General features: G+C 37.7%; 20 protein-coding genes. 7 read left to right on the top strand and 13 right to left on the bottom strand.

Annotated elements, in window-relative coordinates; translation table 11 throughout:
• The first annotated feature begins 2 nt into the window (after window positions 1–2).
• Window positions 3–1,499 carry an ABC transporter permease gene (locus H131_RS05720; RefSeq protein ID WP_010858131.1) on the top strand — a complete coding sequence of 499 codons (1,497 nt, stop codon included), beginning with the start codon at window positions 3–5 and terminating at the stop codon, window positions 1,497–1,499.
• Between the two features lie 20 nt (window positions 1,500–1,519).
• On the top strand, window positions 1,520–3,319 hold the full coding sequence (locus H131_RS05715) for an ABC transporter substrate-binding protein (RefSeq protein ID WP_010858130.1): 1,800 nt from the start codon (window positions 1,520–1,522) through the stop codon (window positions 3,317–3,319).
• 113 nt (window positions 3,320–3,432) lie between these two features.
• On the opposite strand, the gene H131_RS05710 is transcribed toward H131_RS05715, so the two are convergent.
• Window positions 3,433–4,014: a phosphatidylglycerophosphatase A family protein gene (locus tag H131_RS05710; RefSeq protein ID WP_010858129.1), complete on the bottom strand. Its 582-nt coding sequence runs from the start codon at window positions 4,012–4,014 to the stop codon at window positions 3,433–3,435.
• A gap of 115 nt (window positions 4,015–4,129) precedes the next feature.
• Between H131_RS05710 and H131_RS05705 the strand changes: the two genes are divergently transcribed.
• The 3 genes from H131_RS05705 (at window position 4,130) to H131_RS05695 (ending at window position 5,880) form a co-directional block, all read left to right on the top strand.
• The gene (locus H131_RS05705) at window positions 4,130–4,849 is read left to right on the top strand and encodes an alpha/beta hydrolase (protein WP_010858128.1); all 720 of its coding nucleotides are present in this window, start codon (window positions 4,130–4,132) and stop codon (window positions 4,847–4,849) included.
• A gap of 83 nt (window positions 4,850–4,932) precedes the next feature.
• Complete coding sequence (locus H131_RS05700) at window positions 4,933–5,448, top strand: YjcG family protein (protein ID WP_010858127.1); 516 nt, start codon at window positions 4,933–4,935, stop codon at window positions 5,446–5,448.
• A 3-nt stretch (window positions 5,449–5,451) separates the two neighbouring features.
• Complete coding sequence (locus H131_RS05695) at window positions 5,452–5,880, top strand: GNAT family N-acetyltransferase (protein WP_010858126.1); 429 nt, start codon at window positions 5,452–5,454, stop codon at window positions 5,878–5,880.
• Between the two features lie 317 nt (window positions 5,881–6,197).
• Here H131_RS05695 and H131_RS05690 read toward each other — a convergent pair whose 3' ends face one another.
• The 6 genes from H131_RS05690 to H131_RS05670 form a co-directional block, all read right to left on the bottom strand.
• On the bottom strand, window positions 6,198–6,446 hold the full coding sequence (locus tag H131_RS05690; RefSeq protein ID WP_010858125.1) for a stage VI sporulation protein F: 249 nt from the start codon (window positions 6,444–6,446) through the stop codon (window positions 6,198–6,200).
• Window positions 6,447–6,630: 184 nt separating this feature from the next.
• Window positions 6,631–6,807, bottom strand: coding sequence for a YjcZ family sporulation protein (locus H131_RS25945; RefSeq protein ID WP_010858124.1), 177 nt, complete (start codon window positions 6,805–6,807; stop codon window positions 6,631–6,633).
• A gap of 64 nt (window positions 6,808–6,871) precedes the next feature.
• Window positions 6,872–7,231, bottom strand: coding sequence for a stage V sporulation protein AE (gene spoVAE / locus H131_RS05685; protein ID WP_010858123.1), 360 nt, complete (start codon window positions 7,229–7,231; stop codon window positions 6,872–6,874).
• Window positions 7,232–7,247: 16 nt separating this feature from the next.
• Window positions 7,248–8,243, bottom strand: a complete 996-nt coding sequence (locus H131_RS05680) for a stage V sporulation protein AD (RefSeq protein ID WP_010858122.1) — start codon at window positions 8,241–8,243, stop codon at window positions 7,248–7,250.
• Window positions 8,237–8,692: a stage V sporulation protein AC gene (gene spoVAC / locus H131_RS05675; protein WP_010858121.1), complete on the bottom strand. Its 456-nt coding sequence runs from the start codon at window positions 8,690–8,692 to the stop codon at window positions 8,237–8,239. The genes H131_RS05680 and spoVAC overlap by 7 nt, the downstream gene beginning before the upstream one ends.
• Window positions 8,692–9,096, bottom strand: a complete 405-nt coding sequence (locus H131_RS05670) for a hypothetical protein (protein ID WP_010858120.1) — start codon at window positions 9,094–9,096, stop codon at window positions 8,692–8,694. Before H131_RS05670 ends, spoVAC begins: the two co-directional genes overlap by 1 nt.
• A 135-nt stretch (window positions 9,097–9,231) precedes the next feature.
• Between H131_RS05670 and H131_RS05665 the strand changes: the two genes are divergently transcribed.
• Window positions 9,232–9,756 carry a CotY/CotZ family spore coat protein gene (locus tag H131_RS05665; protein ID WP_010858119.1) on the top strand — a complete coding sequence of 175 codons (525 nt, stop codon included), beginning with the start codon at window positions 9,232–9,234 and terminating at the stop codon, window positions 9,754–9,756.
• A gap of 65 nt (window positions 9,757–9,821) precedes the next feature.
• Here H131_RS05665 and H131_RS05660 read toward each other — a convergent pair whose 3' ends face one another.
• The 6 genes from H131_RS05660 to H131_RS05635 form a co-directional block, all read right to left on the bottom strand.
• Complete coding sequence (locus tag H131_RS05660) at window positions 9,822–10,235, bottom strand: hypothetical protein (RefSeq protein ID WP_010858118.1); 414 nt, start codon at window positions 10,233–10,235, stop codon at window positions 9,822–9,824.
• Window positions 10,236–10,285: 50 nt separating this feature from the next.
• On the bottom strand, window positions 10,286–11,662 hold the full coding sequence (mgtE, locus tag H131_RS05655; RefSeq protein WP_010858117.1) for a magnesium transporter: 1,377 nt from the start codon (window positions 11,660–11,662) through the stop codon (window positions 10,286–10,288).
• A gap of 279 nt (window positions 11,663–11,941) precedes the next feature.
• The gene (locus H131_RS05650) at window positions 11,942–12,844 is read right to left on the bottom strand and encodes an RluA family pseudouridine synthase (RefSeq protein WP_036131130.1); all 903 of its coding nucleotides are present in this window, start codon (window positions 12,842–12,844) and stop codon (window positions 11,942–11,944) included.
• Between the two features lies 1 nt (window position 12,845).
• Window positions 12,846–13,640: an NAD kinase gene (locus tag H131_RS05645; protein ID WP_010858115.1), complete on the bottom strand. Its 795-nt coding sequence runs from the start codon at window positions 13,638–13,640 to the stop codon at window positions 12,846–12,848.
• The gene (yjbM, locus tag H131_RS05640) at window positions 13,637–14,308 is read right to left on the bottom strand and encodes a GTP diphosphokinase (protein ID WP_010858114.1); all 672 of its coding nucleotides are present in this window, start codon (window positions 14,306–14,308) and stop codon (window positions 13,637–13,639) included. Before yjbM ends, H131_RS05645 begins: the two co-directional genes overlap by 4 nt.
• A 59-nt stretch (window positions 14,309–14,367) precedes the next feature.
• Complete coding sequence (locus H131_RS05635) at window positions 14,368–14,751, bottom strand: UPF0738 family protein (RefSeq protein WP_010858113.1); 384 nt, start codon at window positions 14,749–14,751, stop codon at window positions 14,368–14,370.
• A gap of 204 nt (window positions 14,752–14,955) precedes the next feature.
• Between H131_RS05635 and H131_RS05630 the strand changes: the two genes are divergently transcribed.
• Window positions 14,956–15,549, top strand: a complete 594-nt coding sequence (locus H131_RS05630; RefSeq protein ID WP_010858112.1) for a CYTH domain-containing protein — start codon at window positions 14,956–14,958, stop codon at window positions 15,547–15,549.
• Window positions 15,550–15,560: the final 11 nt, after the last annotated feature.

Raw genomic sequence — 15,560 nt, 5'->3', positions numbered from 1 at the left:
CTGTGAAAACTATCATACATGTCAAACTACTTTTGAAAATTACACAGGAATATGTCAATGCACATTTTACCTTTGTCTTTTCCTTACTATTTTCTTTATTATTTCTAGCTTACAGCTACAATTTTTCTAGTCAAAGTTGGCGACCAATCATATTACTTTTGTTCTTTGTTTATTTACTAACGACAGTTTATGTTGGCTTCCTCACATTACGAATAAAGAGTGATTTAGCAAAGCATGGTGACATACAACAAAGAACGCGCTTACTTGGTTATCCATTGCTACTGACTATTGCTTCAGGCAATATTTTCTCAGTCTCCTTCGCTTTTATGCTCGTGTCAAAAACAAAGACAGCTGAATATACTTTTGCAGCCTATGCATTTATTACCCAGCTGTTTATTATTGGTATTTCAGCTTTGAATTTATTTAAATCCTATGTTACCGATACATTTGTCGTCGCAATGGGGTTATTTTTACTACTTGCTATTTTTTATATCTTGATGTTATTCCTTTGTACAAAATTCGTTACAGCAACGGAAACCCCTAAATGGATGATGGTGCCTGGTATCTTGCTTCTCATTGCCACTGTTACAGGTAATTTATTTGCAACTTTGTTAGGATTTAGCCTCATTCAAAAGACTAGAAAAGCAAATCCATCAGCCATTGTAAAATGGCAAAAAATGTGGCAAAAAATTATACGTAATACAATGGCGATATTCGGATTATTTTTCATCATCCTTATTTTTTCACTATCTGTGACAAGTTCTTGGACGTTCGATTACGACTTTGCAACTAAAAATAACTATGGTGCATTGTTACAAAAACCATCATTACAGTATCCCCTTGGGACTGATAATTACGGGCGTGACTTATTTTCTCGCATCGTTTTTGGTGCTCAAATTTCGTTAATTGTCGGATTTTTCTCAACAATCATTCCAGCATTAGTTGGTGGCGCTCTCGGTGCAGTTTCCGGATATTATGGGAGATCAACAGATAACATCATCATGCGCAGTCTGGATATTTTATATGCGATCCCTGGCATACTACTAGCCATTGCCATTATTGCCGCTTTTGGTGCAAATACCATTAATTTAATCATTGCACTCAGCGTTGGGGCTATCCCTACATATGCACGTACTATGCGGGCAAATGTGATGCAGCTTTCGAATTATGAATTCGTTGAATCCGCTAGGGCTCTTGGGGCTTCTGATGCAGCGGTTATCTTTAAACATATTGTTCCGAACTCTTTAGCACCGATGATTGTCAAAGCCACATTAACAATTGGTGGTGCAGTGATTTCTACAAGTAGCTTAAGTTTTTTAGGGCTCGGTATTGAGCCGCACATTCCTGAATGGGGTAACATTTTGAAAGTTGGTAGTACGTACCTGGAAACACATTCCTATGTTGCTATTTTCCCAGGTCTTTGTATTATGCTGCTCGTCCTGTCCTTTAACTTCTTAGGTGATGGTTTACGAGATGCTTTAGATCCAAAAACAAATTAAAAAAATCGGAGGTTCTTAATATGAAGAAATTACTGTTATTTTTAGTCATTGCAGTTTTAGCATTAGCAGGCTGTGTACAAACAAAGACAGAAGTAGAGGGTGGTAAAAACTCTAAAGATGACGGAAACTCGACAATTGAATTATTAGGTATGGCTGCAGCAGAAGAAGATATGAATATCGTACGTGATCAACTAGTAAAAAACGGCTTTGATGTTAAGCTAAATATTCAACCGGATTATGGATCGTTTTCAGCACAAAAAGAAGCTGGCAACTATGATATTGCACTTTCTAGCTGGACGACAGTGACTGGAAATCCTGATTATGCTGTACGGGGTTTATTCAAAACTGGCGGTGACTATAGTGTCGTAGCTGATTCAACTTTAGATGCTTTAATTGATGAAGCAAGTACTTTAACGGGCGATGAAGCAGTAACCAAATATAAAGAACTTGAAGAACGATTGGTATTCGATCAAGCGCATATTGCACCGCTATACATTTCCAATAAATATCAAGGGATATATTCTGACTTAGTCAATCCAAAATCTGTACTTTTACCGAAATCACGTGCCCAAGTATGGGAGAACATTGAATTTAATGATGCCTCATTAAATTCAACAGAAACTTTAATTTTACATCAAACACTTGATTCATTAACATCTCTTGATCCAATCAAAGGCAATGATGGTTCTATTAATACACTTAATACAAACATGTATGTTCGACTTGTCAACTTAACGGATACGGATGAAGTTGTTTCAGATGGCTCTTTATCCTATAACCATGCCATTGCTGAAGGAAATCAAGAATACTACTTTATGTTACGTGATGATATTCATTTTGCAGCCATCAAGGACGGGGCTGCTGTGGATACTGGTGAATTAGTTTCGGCTGAGGATGTAGTATTCTCATTAAATCGCGCAAAAGATTCAAAATCAGTACCAGACCATCGTACTTATAGCATTCATGAAAACATTGAGACTGTTGAGGCTGTAACAGACTTAACAGAACTACAAAATAAAAAAGTGGCAGGCTCAGACAAATCGATTTTAGATGCATTATCTCAAAATTTACCTGCTACTGTAGCTCAATTAGCTAAGGATAAAGGTGCCGTGAATAATGCAACTGGTGCTTACCAAGTGGTGAAAATTACAACACCAACACCATTCCCGCAAGTATTAAACTACTTAGCACATCAATCTGGTGGTATCGTGTCTGAAAAACAAGTAACAAGTATTAACACATATGATGTAGCAAACTATAATCCAAATAAAGATATTGCATACGGTGATCAAGCAACAATTACTGAAGGTTCTGCAACATACAATAACCAACTATTTGCTAGTGGCCCATACATTCTTGTTCAAAAGAATGATTATGAAGCACAATTCCTAAAAAACCCTGCCTATCGCGTAGGTAGTGAGTATGAACCAAAGATTGCTAAAGTCAACGTTCGATTTATTGCAGATAATGATAGTGCTGTATCAGCCTTACGTAACGGTGAGATCCACGTATTACAAGCAGTACCAGAAACGAAGCTTGATATCGTAAAATCTGATGCCAAACTAACATTAAACACGGCAGATAGTAACGCTGTCACATACTTACAAATGAACACATCTGGTCGTGCATTATCTAAATCAGCTGATTTACGTAAAGCCATTCTTTATTCGATTAATCAAGATGAGTTCATCAGTTACTACCAAGGCAATAAAAAGCCTGCTGTTTCAACCGTTTCTCCACTCGTAAACACAGGATTAAAACTTGAAGCCGACAGTGAAAAAGTAAAAGAATTTTTAAACGCATATAACGATACAAAATAAAAAAAAGAGCCATCCCAAGTTAATTGGGAGGCTCTTTTTTAATATAGAAGAAACTCTTGTTATTTACATCTTTGTGCAACGTTCATCTGTTTTTGAGAGTTCTTTTGAAAAGACTAAATTTCATTATGGGGTTTTGGTTTTGGTCCGAGCTCTTCAGGCTCAATATCCGCAAATGTTTCGCCTTCTTCTTCCAAGTCACGCATGCGGTGTGCAATGCGTGAAGCTGCTGAAGCCGCAATACTTGCAACTAAATCATCTAAAAATGTATTCACATGCTGCCCAGGTTCCGTGTCGAGCTTTTTAATAATGCCAATTTTTTGTTTGTCTAAGTGACCGAAAGTTGTTACAGCTATGCTACCATATGTAAAAACAGATCCAAGGGCAATTGTTTCATCAACTCCGAATAAACCTTCATCAGATTCAATAATTTGTTGTAGTGGCGATGACAATAACTTTTTCTCTGCAAGTTCATCTAATTCTATTCCTACTAAGACCGCATGTTGGACTTCACGTTTACGCAGCACACGCTCAACAGAATGAACACAATGCTCTAATGTCAAGCCATCATTATAAGATTTTTGCATTTCATAAACAATTTTAGCAATGTCCTCAAGCGTCACACCCCGACGAACTAGCGCACCTAAAGCTGCTTTCGCTACTTCTTCGGAATGCACGCGAATACTTTTATCATGCATATTCTTACCCTCATTTCCATTTTTATTGCTAGTACAAGGCTAGCCCAATCTATTATACCTTTACTTACGTAATATGATACAATTTTGTTACAAACTACATGAAGGAGTGTCATCGTTGGATAAGGGAACAGTTCAGGATTTAAAGTTTTATAGTGAAGCATTACGTGAGGAATTACAGCTTTATATTTATGTCCCTGCAAATTATTCTCCGCTATATAAATATAATATATTAATTGCATCAGACGGCAAAGATTACTTTCAACTTGGAGGGATTACAAAACTAGCTGATGAACTTATTGATGACTATGAAATCGAAAATTTAATTATTGTATTCGTTCCATACAAAGATATAAAAGATCGACGTCACAAATATTTGCCAAGCGGTGAACAGCATGAAGCTTATCTGCGTTTTTTAGCTCATGAGCTTGTGCCCTATTTAGATGAAGAATATGCAACCTACCAAATGGGGATGAGCCGCGCTGTAATCGGTGACTCGATGGCTGCAACCGCTTCTTTAATGGCAGCTCTAAAATACCCAAGCATTTTTGGAAAAGTCATTTTACAATCACCACTTGTCGATGAAGATGTACTGAAAGCTGTTGAAAATTTCAAAGATCCAGGAGCGATTTCCATTTATCATATCATTGGTAAAAAAGAAGATAAAGTCATCACAACAGATAAAACAGTCAAGGATTTTTTAACTCCGAATCGCCAATTGCATAATCTAATGATAAGTAAAGGCTTTTCTACATTTTATGACGAGTTTGATGGCAATCATACATGGAAATATTGGAAACCCGACCTTCGTCGAGCATTAATTGAAAATTTCAATTAATATTAGGCGATTCAAATTACGAAATACGAAATTTCTGTTATACTTAGATAGAAAAATTGTTTATTTTAGGGAGGTAATGGACTATGAAGTACGGAATTGTGGCATTTCCATCAAAAAAATTACAAGACTTAGCGAATATGTATCGCAAGCGTTACGATCCGCATTATGCAAAAATTACACCGCATATGACATTAAAGGACAGCTTTGATGCAACGGAAGAGGATATTCAATCCATCGTTAAGCAATTAGATGAAATCGCTGCGAAATATGCACCTTTAAACATTTATGCATCACGCATAAGTTCGTTTTTCCCAACAACCAATGCAATTTATTTCCGCATTGAACCAACAGAACAATTAGTAACATTCCATAATGTTCTAGAAGAAAAAATATCTTTTGGCGATACTAAACATGTCTTCGTACCGCATATTACGATTGCACAAAAAATGACTGACTCTGAGCACGATGACATCTTTGGCCAATTACGTATGATAGGTGTCGACGAGAAAGACACGATTGATCGCTTTCATTTATTATACCAATTGGAGGACGGCTCCTGGACAACTTACGAAACATTCCGACTGACTGGAGCTGAATGACCTTTGTATACTGTTAAGATTGTTGATACACAGAAAGAACATGATGATGCATTCACTGTCCGCAAAAAAGTATTTGTAGAGGAACAAGGTGTGCCTCTTCATCTAGAATGTGATGCTGAGGATGCAACTGCGACGCATTTCATTATGTATGAAAATCATGAGCCTGTCGGCGCTGCACGTCTTCGTGGTGTAGAAAATGACACAGCAAAAATTGAACGTGTATGTATTCTACAAACACAGCGTGGCAAAAAACTAGGTGCGCTAATCATGCAAGAAATGGAGAAGCACGCCATCTCTATAAATAAGAAGAAATTGAAACTTCATGCACAAAGCTATGCTATTCCTTTTTATGAAAAGCTTGGTTACACAGTAACGTCTCCAGAATTTATGGATGCTGGTATTCCTCATCGTGCTATGGAAAAAAGTATTTAATCGAATATGCCTAGACATATTTGCGTTCGGATTTTGAATTATGTAACACAATTCATCCCTGTTAAAATCCACGACATCTGTCATAGGCTTTAGTTCATCATGATGTTGTACTCACAAATGGCCTTCTTAGAAAGAACCATCTATAGATGGTTCTCAGAATGAAGATGAATAGGTGTTACGAAAATGCTAATGCATGGTCGTAACACCTTTTTATGTGACTGCTTAAATGCTTTAATTTTCGATTATTGTTTGAATAAGCACTTAAGCAAGCCAGCTCCATACTTAACGGGATGTTTCCCTGTGATGGACATGCCATGTTATTTCATCATTCTAGTAATCTTATCCAAATCTAGTGAAGAGCCATCTTGAATAATAGATTGCACTAATTTATCTTCGAGTTCTTGTGTGATTTGTCTATTGGACACTTTTGCTACACGGCGTACGACTTTTCTAACTTGTTTTTCATTTGTAAAATCTGCATGTTGAATTGCATTTGCTAATGCGAAGATTTCATCCATCGATACACCTGTTTTTTGTTCAATAGAATTAAAAAACGAGCGATGCATGTTCCCCCTCCTATCAATTCCACCTCAACGTAATTATCAAAAATGCATTCTTTGCTATCGCGCACGACACATTTTTGACAACTGTTGGAGGCTTTAACCAATTTCAGCTTGTTTTAGTGACTCGCTGAAAAAGCTAAAGCCTAAAAATCATATCAACACTTAGAAAATGATCATGTAAACTAAGTTAATAACTAACGAAAGTAGCGCCGACAATAATTAGAAGAATGAAAAGGACAACAATCAGCACAAACGTTGAGCCATAGCCATAATTGTTACTGCCTCCGCAATAATTATTGTTCCAGCTATTTGCACCTGCAACATTATTTCCATACGGTTGTGCGCACCAGCCTTGGTATCCCATAAAAGCACCCCTCCCTTCTACAACCTATAATATGTATAGTTGTAAATAAGAGAGGGGTATTCGTCTAGTCAACATTTCCTTTTGGTTTAAAAATTAATGCGCCAATGAATCCAAAGACAATTGCTGCACTTATACCTGAACTTGTCACTTCAAACATCCCTGTTAATACACCAACAAGACCATGCTTTTCGGCTTCAGCCAATGCACCGTGCGTTAAGGAGTTACCAAATGATGTGATTGGCACGGTTGCACCTGCACCTGCAAAATGAATGAGAGGCTCATACAAACCCATCCCATCCAAAATTGCACCTGCGACGACTAACGTACTTAACGTATGTGCTGGCGTTAAATTGCCAACATCCATTAATAATTGTCCGATGACACAAATAATGCCGCCAACGATAAAAGCAAATACAAATGTCATAACCATAGATTTTGCCTCATTTCATTGTAATTTCAATTGCATGTGCTGTACATGGAATTGTCTCTCCCTGTTGATAAGAAAGTGGAGACAATAATGCACCTGTTGCCACAAGAAGCACTCGTTTATAGCTTCCCGCTCGCAACTGTTGAATTATATAACTAAAAAAAACAGCTGCTGAACAGCCTGCTCCACTTGCTCCTGATTGGAATGCCTCATCTTGTCCATAAAATTCTGCTCCAGCATCGCGTAGAAGTGTTAATTCTTCTTTTTTCACGCCATTTTCTACTAGCATCCCTTTCAGAAGCTTTAATCCGAGCTGACCTAAATCACCCGTTAAAATTAAGTCATAGTGATGAAATTTTTGATTACGTTGCTCTAAATGGGATTGAATTGTTTGAAAGGCAGCCGGTGCCATCGCTGCACCCATATGGAACGGATCATCCATTCCATAATCAATGACCTTACCAATCGTTGCTGCTTCAATACATGGGCATTCTTCTCGATGTTTACCAACCAGTGCGAAACCAGCAGCTGTTACAGTCCATTGCGCAGTCTGAGGCTTCTGTGCCCCGTAATTGACGGGATATCGAAACTGTCGCTCAATGGCATTATGTTGACTGGATGCTCCAGCAATCGATAAGTTAGATGCACCTAACTCAGTTAAAAGACTTGCAACGATTACGGATGAAACAGAAGTGGCACATGCGGAGAATAATCCAATAAATGAGATGGCTAGTTCTCTTGCAGCAAAATTGGTAGGCGTCATTTGATTGACTAAATCGCCCCCCAAAAAGAAATCAATTTCTAAGTTTTTCACGCCTGACTTTTTCATCAAAATTTCGCAAGCTTCTTGAATCATCTTTCGATGGCCTTGTTCATTTGTGTCCATTTGCCAGCGCTCATCATCGTAAATGGTATCAAAATACTGACTGAAAATACTACGATTTTCCAAAGGCCCTGCTACCACACCACCTGCTAATAAAGACGGTTTCGATTGAAAGACAATTACCATGACACCACCCCTAACGTCACAAGAATGTATTTAATGAGCGCAACGAAAAATGCTGAAACAACACCGAATAATACTACAGATCCCGCTAATTTGAAGAGATTTCCACCTACACCCAGTACCAGTCCCTCAGATTTATGTTCAATTGCCGCTGAGATAACAGCGTTACCAAATCCGGTAACAGGTACTGCCGATCCTGCTCCTCCAAATTGACCAATTTTTTTGTATATGCCAAAGCCCGTTAAAATCATTGCAAAAAATACCATTGTTGAAACCGTTGGGTTACCTGCTGTTGCTTCTGTAAAATCAAAGAAAATAATATAAAAAAGAGAAACAGCTTGTCCGATTGTACAAATAATGCCTCCTACAAAAAATGCCTTTGCAATATTTTTGAAGTAAGTTGGCTTTGGTGTTACACTTTGTTCTAACTGTTGATATTGCTCTTTTTCCATTATGTCTCCTCCTGTGCTAGCTTTTTCAGTTCTGTGATTTTATCGCTTAGCTTATTATCTTCAAGTTGGTCTTTATTTATTTTATTGGCTTCATAAAAAATTTTGTAATCAGCCGAGACAAATACTTCATCGTTTGGATATTTTTTATCAAATTTCTTTTGTAACTTCTTTTCTAATTTGGCTTTTTTCCACTTATCCCACGGTTTAAATTGCACGGCAACAAGCATTTTACCGTCATATTGTATAACCGTTGTTCTTTCAATAAATTTTTCCTCTTTTAAAACCGCCTCAACTTCTTCTTCATTTTTAGGCGAACCATAAACAATAAATTTTTCTTTATCTGTGCAACCACTAAGTAGTGCCATACAGACCACTATCGGTAGCATCATCCCTAATAACCTCAAGTATTTACCCTCCTTTTCATTACAGTTTCACCACACATAAAAAAAACTATTCATTCGAAGATATATACAAAAGCCCGAGTCCATATTACAAAAGTACATATTGTAGGAGTAGTAACAAGGAAAGGAGGTGACAATATGGGTTGTGGTAAACCAACAAATCCTATTAGCCCTATCCATTCAGCAGGTTGCGTTTGTGACGTAGTACGCGCAATTTTAGATATTCAAAATCAAGCGGTACAAGATGAGTGTTCACCATGTACATCAAACTGTTTCTTAGAGCCACTTGGTGGCATCGTTAGTCCTGCACGTTCAGCAGCAGATACTCGTGTATTTATGTTAATTACAAAAGACGGTACTCCATTCAAAGCTTTCTTTAGCTCACCTTCAGCAGATCCATGTATATGTACATCTGTATTTTTCCGTGTAGAAGATATGTTTGATGAGTGCTGCGCTACTTTACGCGTTTTAGAACCTTTATGCACATTCGATTCTAGCGAAAGCACTGTAGACTTATTAAGTCGTGACGGCTGTTGCGTTAATATGAAGAAAATTTGTAAAGTAGACGATTGGAATTCTACTGACAGCTGTATTACGGTAGATTTATCTTGTTTCTGCGCAGTACAATGTATTGCTGATGTTGACTTAGGGATTTGTAATTAATTCTTTCCTCCTTTGACACACTACACATAAAAAAAAGTGTACAGCATCCTCTGCTGTACACTTTTTTATAAAGTTGGCAAGTTTTTTCCGCGCCATAATATTTCTTGAATATCCTCAAAAAGTATAATCTCTTGTGTTTTTAACTCTACAGAACTAAGCATCAATGAATCAATCTGTAAATCAGATGCAGTTCCACTAAGTTTTCTACCATCTTTTAAAGTTATTAATAACGGTTGATATACCTTTTGTCGAAATGGTTTTTCTAAAAATTGGAGTTGTTTAAGTACGTATTCATCGATTTGTACGTCTTTCTGAATCTCTTTTTCTAGCATGTCGGGCTCATCGCCATATTGGTCCCTAATATACACTGACGTACTTTCATCCAACTCATCCTCTAAATCAAGTTCATGCAGCATTTTGGAAATATTTAAAAAATAAGTTGGTGATTTAATAAACAAACGTGGCTCTCGATCCACCATTTTCACTTCCCTTTTTTCCATACAATATGCAAAAAGAAAGGAATAGGTTCTTAGCCTATCTGACTTAAAAACATTGTTGCTAATCCTAAGTAAATTAAAATACTCGTAATATCATTCAATGTTGTAATAAATGGACCAGATGCAACAGCTGGATCAATTTTCATGCGATGCATCAGTAATGGAATAAATGATCCTGCAAGGGTTGCCACTAAAATCGAACCGCAAATTGCTGCACCTACAAGCATGCCAAGAATAAGCTCATGCTTCCAAAAATAAACAACACCGATAACTATCAATCCACAAACAATGCCTGTCATGAGGCCAGTGCCAGCCTCACGAATTAGCAACTTCAACTTGCTATGTTCTTCGACGTCCCCTGTCGCAATCCCTCTAATAGCTACGGCTAATGCCTGTGTACCACTATTCCCTGAAGTACCTGAAATAAGAGGGATAAATACAGCAAGTAACGCTACCTTATCTAATGTATCTTCAAATTGCCCCATTAAATTTGCAGTCAGCATTCCTAAAAACAACAAAATGACAAGCCATGGTAACCGTTTTTTTGCTGCTTGCCAAGAGCTCGTATCAAATTTATCCATATCAGAGATACCAGCTAATTTAGAATAGTCCTCTGACGCTTCCTCATCGATGACGTCGATAATATCATCAACCGTAATAATCCCCTGTAGCTCGCCCTTATTATCAATAACTGGTGTAGCTAGGAAATTATAATCCTTCATGATTTGCGCAACCGCTTCTTGGTCATCGCCAACATGCACCATGACAACACGTTCATTCATAATGGAACGAATTAGTGTGTCCTCATTAGCAATAATTAAATCACGCAGTGAAATGACGCCTGTGAGGCGATGCGCTTCATCTACAACAAAGATATAATAAATTGTTTCAGCATTCGGTGCCTCTTTACGTAAAATAGCCATTGCTGAACGTACTGTTGAATTTTCCGGTATAGCTACATATTCAGTCGTCATGATAGAACCGGCCGTATATTCATCATAGCTTAATAGCTCATTAATCTCTTCAGCCGTTTCTTCATCCATCATGCCTAAATAGCTTTCACGTTGTTTAGTATCTAGCTCATTTAAAACGTCCGCCGCATCATCTGCATACATATGCGAGAGCATTTCTGCCCCATAGGCCGGATCCATTTCTGCTAGATATGCTTTATATTCATCATCATCTATTTCAATTGCCTCAAAAATATCAGCCATTTCCGTCGGAGACAAGAACGAATAGATGATTTTCCTTATATCAGGTTCCACCTTTTCATAAAACGTTGCCTGATCATATGGATGAAGCTCTAAAAACTCATCACGGAATGCTTCAATATCATGCCCCTCGAGCATTTTTCGTAAATGTGCTTCGTCAAATTGCACATCATCCTTTTCATTTCTTTCCTCTATCATGCTTGTCCCCTCCTTCCGAGCATTAAATTCATTTGTACGTACAATGACGTAAATCTACCTTTTATATAATAGTAGGTATTGTACTATTTCTGCAAACTCTTTTTTTCTTTGACCTAAACTTTCTACTCTACTATACCCTACAATTGCTCTATTTTCTGTAAATATGCTGTTAAGAACGGGACATCGTACAAAAAAATGATAAGGAGATGCCCGTTTTTGCGAACATCTCCCTAATTATTTCACTTTATCCAGTAGCCATCTCTTCATCTATAAATTAGTCTAACTGTTATCAATTAACTGTTGCATATCTCCATTTAAAGAACTCGTAAAGTGCAAAATCTCTCTGGTTAAAGGATGCTGCATACACAATGAAACACAATGTAATGCCTGACGATCTATCCATTGTCGTGTTCCGCCGTATAATTCGTCTCCCACAAGTGGATGACCAAGATAAGCCATATGCACACGAATTTGATGTGTCCGCCCTGTATGAAGCTTTAATCGAATGTGTGTCATCGGCTCCTCTTCAATGTGGAAACGCCGTTTTACTGACACGTCTGTGTGGGCAAACTGGCCATCTTTTCGCACCTCACGCTCAATAATACTCGTATCTTTACGTCCAATCGGCGCAATAATGGACTGCCAATCCTCCATTACATGTCCATGTACAATAGCTTCGTATTCGCGCGACACTTGCCCAACTCGCTGTGCAAGTCCTGTTAAGTGATGGATATGTGCATGTTTGGCAATGCATAGTAAGCCTGACGTATCACGATCAAGCCTTGTGACAATATGAACTGTCGAGGCTAGACCTAGGTGCTCAAAATAGCCACATACATTATTTGCGATACTTTTTGTCGGATGCTCACGTGACGGAATGGTACTTTGATGTGCTGGCTTATCGAGCACTAAGATTGTTTCATCTTCGTAGACAATTATAAGCTCACCATATTCAACGACAAGTCCCTCACTTTTTTCTTCTGGTGGAAATTTTACTTCAACACAATCGCCCATTTGCAGAGGGTGGCGCACATTACGTTCGACGCCATTTACTGTTAGTAAGCCACCTTCAAACTTAATGGCTGTTAATGCGCGTTTGGAAATGTGCCATCCACTTAATGCCTCTCGTAAAAGCTGGCCATCTTTCTGTGCTGTAAAACTTAATGTATACCGTGTATCCATGTTATTCGTTAGCCACAAATGATTCATGTACTCGCTCCCAAAATGGGAATGGTCGGAAACGTGCAAAACGCACTCTTTCATTTGCTACATTAAATGCAATTGACTTCACATCACCTTGAGTGACTTGCAGATGGTCTACTGTCATATTAAAGTTTTGTTCATTAACTGGACGTAATATACAGTGATGATGTGCTGGTAAAATAAGTGGTGAACCAACTGTACGGAACACCCGGTTATTAATGGATGCAATTTCAGTAATTTGCAGTGCTGCTAATGTCGGGTGAATAATAGCTCCTCCGAGGGCTTTGTTATAGGCTGTACTACCAGAAGGCGTTGAGACACAAAGACCGTCACCACGGAAACGTTCAAACTGATTGCCATTTAACTCCACATCCATAACAAGCGTCACATCTGGTGATTTCACCGTTGCCTCATTTAACGCCAAATACGTATTTGATTCTGTATTATGATGTTCTACTTTTACTTCCAATAATGGATACTCAACGACATTAAAGTCTTTTTTGGCGATGGATAATACCAACTTTTCCAATTCAGATGGCTTCCAGTCAGCATAAAAGCCTAAATGCCCTGTATGGATACCCACAAAGGCAACTTGATCTAATAAGTGGGAATATCGATGGAAAGCGTGCAATAGCGTACCATCTCCTCCAATAGATACAACAATTTCAGGCATTTCTTCATCATACGTTAATCCAAAATCCTGCAAATATGTTTTTGCTAACTCCATTAATTCGTTCGACTGCGCATCTCTACGTGATTGAATGGAAAATTTCATTGCGCGTCACGCTCCTTCTCCGATAGTAAATTAGGATTCGATGCTTCTTTGTATTCACTAAAGTAAGCCTGTGCTTCTTGGATTTCACTACGAATTGATGACATTTCTTCATCTAATCGGAAAGCTGCCTCCGCTGCACTCTGTAGGCGATTTTTGATTTCTTCTGGGAACATGCCTTTATATTTATAGTTTAAAGAATGCTCAATTGATGCCCAGAAATTCATGGCTAGTGTACGTATTTGAATTTCTGCTAGTACAACCTTTTTTCCCTGTATGGTCTCAACTGGATATTCTACAATCATATGGTGTGAGCGATAACCACTTGGTTTGCTATGCGTAATATAGTCGCGTTCTTCCACTACACGCATATCTTTACGCTGTCGTATCAGCTCAGTCACTGTCGAGATATCGTCTACAAATTGACACATAATACGAACACCTGCAATATCACCAAGTTCATCGCCTAGTTGCTTTGAAGGTTCAAAGGCTAGTCCTTTTTCTAACGTTTTATCATATATACTTGCTAGCGGTTTTACACGTCCTGTTACAAATTCAATTGGTGAGTTTGCATTTACAATACCAAATTGAGAACGCATACCTTTTAATTTTATTTTTAACTCGTCTACTGCTTGTTTATAAGGACTTAAAAAGATCTCCCATTGTCCCATCGCTAAAACCTCCCGACACACGGCATTGAACACGAACACCGTCTGTTCGTTTTGTCTTTTTAGTCAGCGAGAACTGCCTTGAAGTGTTGTTCCACTGCTTGAACAAATTCTGCTCCATAATTGTAATTTCCCTCAATATTATACACGAGCATTTCCAATTCCTCGTAGAAGTTTACAAGTTCCATCACTTCTTCTCCTACTTGTAACATTGGATTTTGCCTTGCTTGTAAAATATGTACAAGATTCTCCCAACTACTTGTAGGGAAACGCAAGTAATGATAGTCCTCTCCTGCATCAAGTAAATAGATAAAAGCAAAATCATCCGAATCTGCGATTAATTGTGCTGCAGGCTTTAACTGTAAATTTAATTCATTGTCGTTTAAACTAAAATGAAGTTGTTGATTTTCAAAATAAAATAATTCTATCGTATAAATTTTACGCACTTGATGGTCCCCTTTTCGTCTTACTCTTCCTCTTATTTTAGCATATGGGGTAAATAGTTGCAGTGTGTAATTGTGAAAACCATTAACAAACTTCTCTATAAAAAAAGCGTATTTCCACGTGGTAGTATTCGATTATATTGAACAAAAGGATGCGCGAAACAGTTCCTTCTTAATCCTAAAAAATAAACAGGTAAGGTGAAAACAATGTCACAACAACTTGAAATTGAATTTAAAAATCTCTTAACAAAACAACAATATGAGCAATTATTGAAAGATTTCCAGATTAGAGACAATGCAATTCATCGTCAAACAAATCATTATTTCGACACACCGCTTCATGCGATTAGAAATTTAAAGAGCGGGCTCCGTATTCGACAAATCGACAATTATTATGAATGTACCCTAAAAGAAAAATCAGCAGAACATGAACACCTTGAAACAACTGATGTATTGACTGCAGAGCAGGCAAAGAAAATGCTTGATGGTAAAGGCTTTTTTGCTCCAGAAGTAGCAAAAAGACTAGCCGTATATAATGTCCATTTAGATGCATTAGAAGTATTTGGTTCCCTCACTACGGACCGTGTCGAAATTCCTTACAAAGACGGGCTTCTTGTATTTGATCATTCTTTCTATTTGCAGTGTGACGATTATGAGGTAGAATATGAATCAAATGATGTAATAAAAGGAAATGCAATCTTCGACGTATTTCTACAACAATATGGTATAAAAAAACAAGTTACAGATAAAAAAATTGCACGCTTTATGAAAGCATTGCAAGCACATAAAAAACAATCATGATTGCTTAACTG

It is taken from the genome of Lysinibacillus sphaericus OT4b.31, assembly GCF_000392615.1.
In the GTDB taxonomy this organism is placed as follows: domain Bacteria; phylum Bacillota; class Bacilli; order Bacillales_A; family Planococcaceae; genus Lysinibacillus; species Lysinibacillus sphaericus_B.
The sequence above is the reverse complement of the archived record's forward strand: the minus strand, read 5'-3'. Positions and strand labels throughout refer to the sequence as shown.

What these genes read in the sequence shown, in the direction of transcription:
- H131_RS05715 (WP_010858130.1), top strand. Translation starts at nt 1,520, where the DNA reads ATGAAGAAATTACTGTTATTTTTAGTCATTGCAGTTTTAGCATTAGCA.
- H131_RS05710 (WP_010858129.1), bottom strand. Translation starts at nt 4,014, where the DNA reads ATGCATGATAAAAGTATTCGCGTGCATTCCGAAGAAGTAGCGAAAGCA.
- H131_RS05700 (WP_010858127.1), top strand. Translation starts at nt 4,933, where the DNA reads ATGAAGTACGGAATTGTGGCATTTCCATCAAAAAAATTACAAGACTTA.
- H131_RS05690 (WP_010858125.1), bottom strand. Translation starts at nt 6,446, where the DNA reads ATGCATCGCTCGTTTTTTAATTCTATTGAACAAAAAACAGGTGTATCG.
- H131_RS25945 (WP_010858124.1), bottom strand. Translation starts at nt 6,807, where the DNA reads ATGGGATACCAAGGCTGGTGCGCACAACCGTATGGAAATAATGTTGCA.
- spoVAE (WP_010858123.1), bottom strand. Translation starts at nt 7,231, where the DNA reads ATGACATTTGTATTTGCTTTTATCGTTGGCGGCATTATTTGTGTCATC.
- H131_RS05680 (WP_010858122.1), bottom strand. Translation starts at nt 8,243, where the DNA reads ATGGTAATTGTCTTTCAATCGAAACCGTCTTTATTAGCAGGTGGTGTG.
- spoVAC (WP_010858121.1), bottom strand. Translation starts at nt 8,692, where the DNA reads ATGGAAAAAGAGCAATATCAACAGTTAGAACAAAGTGTAACACCAAAG.
- H131_RS05665 (WP_010858119.1), top strand. Translation starts at nt 9,232, where the DNA reads ATGGGTTGTGGTAAACCAACAAATCCTATTAGCCCTATCCATTCAGCA.
- H131_RS05660 (WP_010858118.1), bottom strand. Translation starts at nt 10,235, where the DNA reads ATGGTGGATCGAGAGCCACGTTTGTTTATTAAATCACCAACTTATTTT.
- mgtE (WP_010858117.1), bottom strand. Translation starts at nt 11,662, where the DNA reads ATGATAGAGGAAAGAAATGAAAAGGATGATGTGCAATTTGACGAAGCA.
- H131_RS05650 (WP_036131130.1), bottom strand. Translation starts at nt 12,844, where the DNA reads ATGGATACACGGTATACATTAAGTTTTACAGCACAGAAAGATGGCCAG.
- H131_RS05645 (WP_010858115.1), bottom strand. Translation starts at nt 13,640, where the DNA reads ATGAAATTTTCCATTCAATCACGTAGAGATGCGCAGTCGAACGAATTA.
- yjbM (WP_010858114.1), bottom strand. Translation starts at nt 14,308, where the DNA reads ATGGGACAATGGGAGATCTTTTTAAGTCCTTATAAACAAGCAGTAGAC.
- H131_RS05630 (WP_010858112.1), top strand. Translation starts at nt 14,956, where the DNA reads ATGTCACAACAACTTGAAATTGAATTTAAAAATCTCTTAACAAAACAA.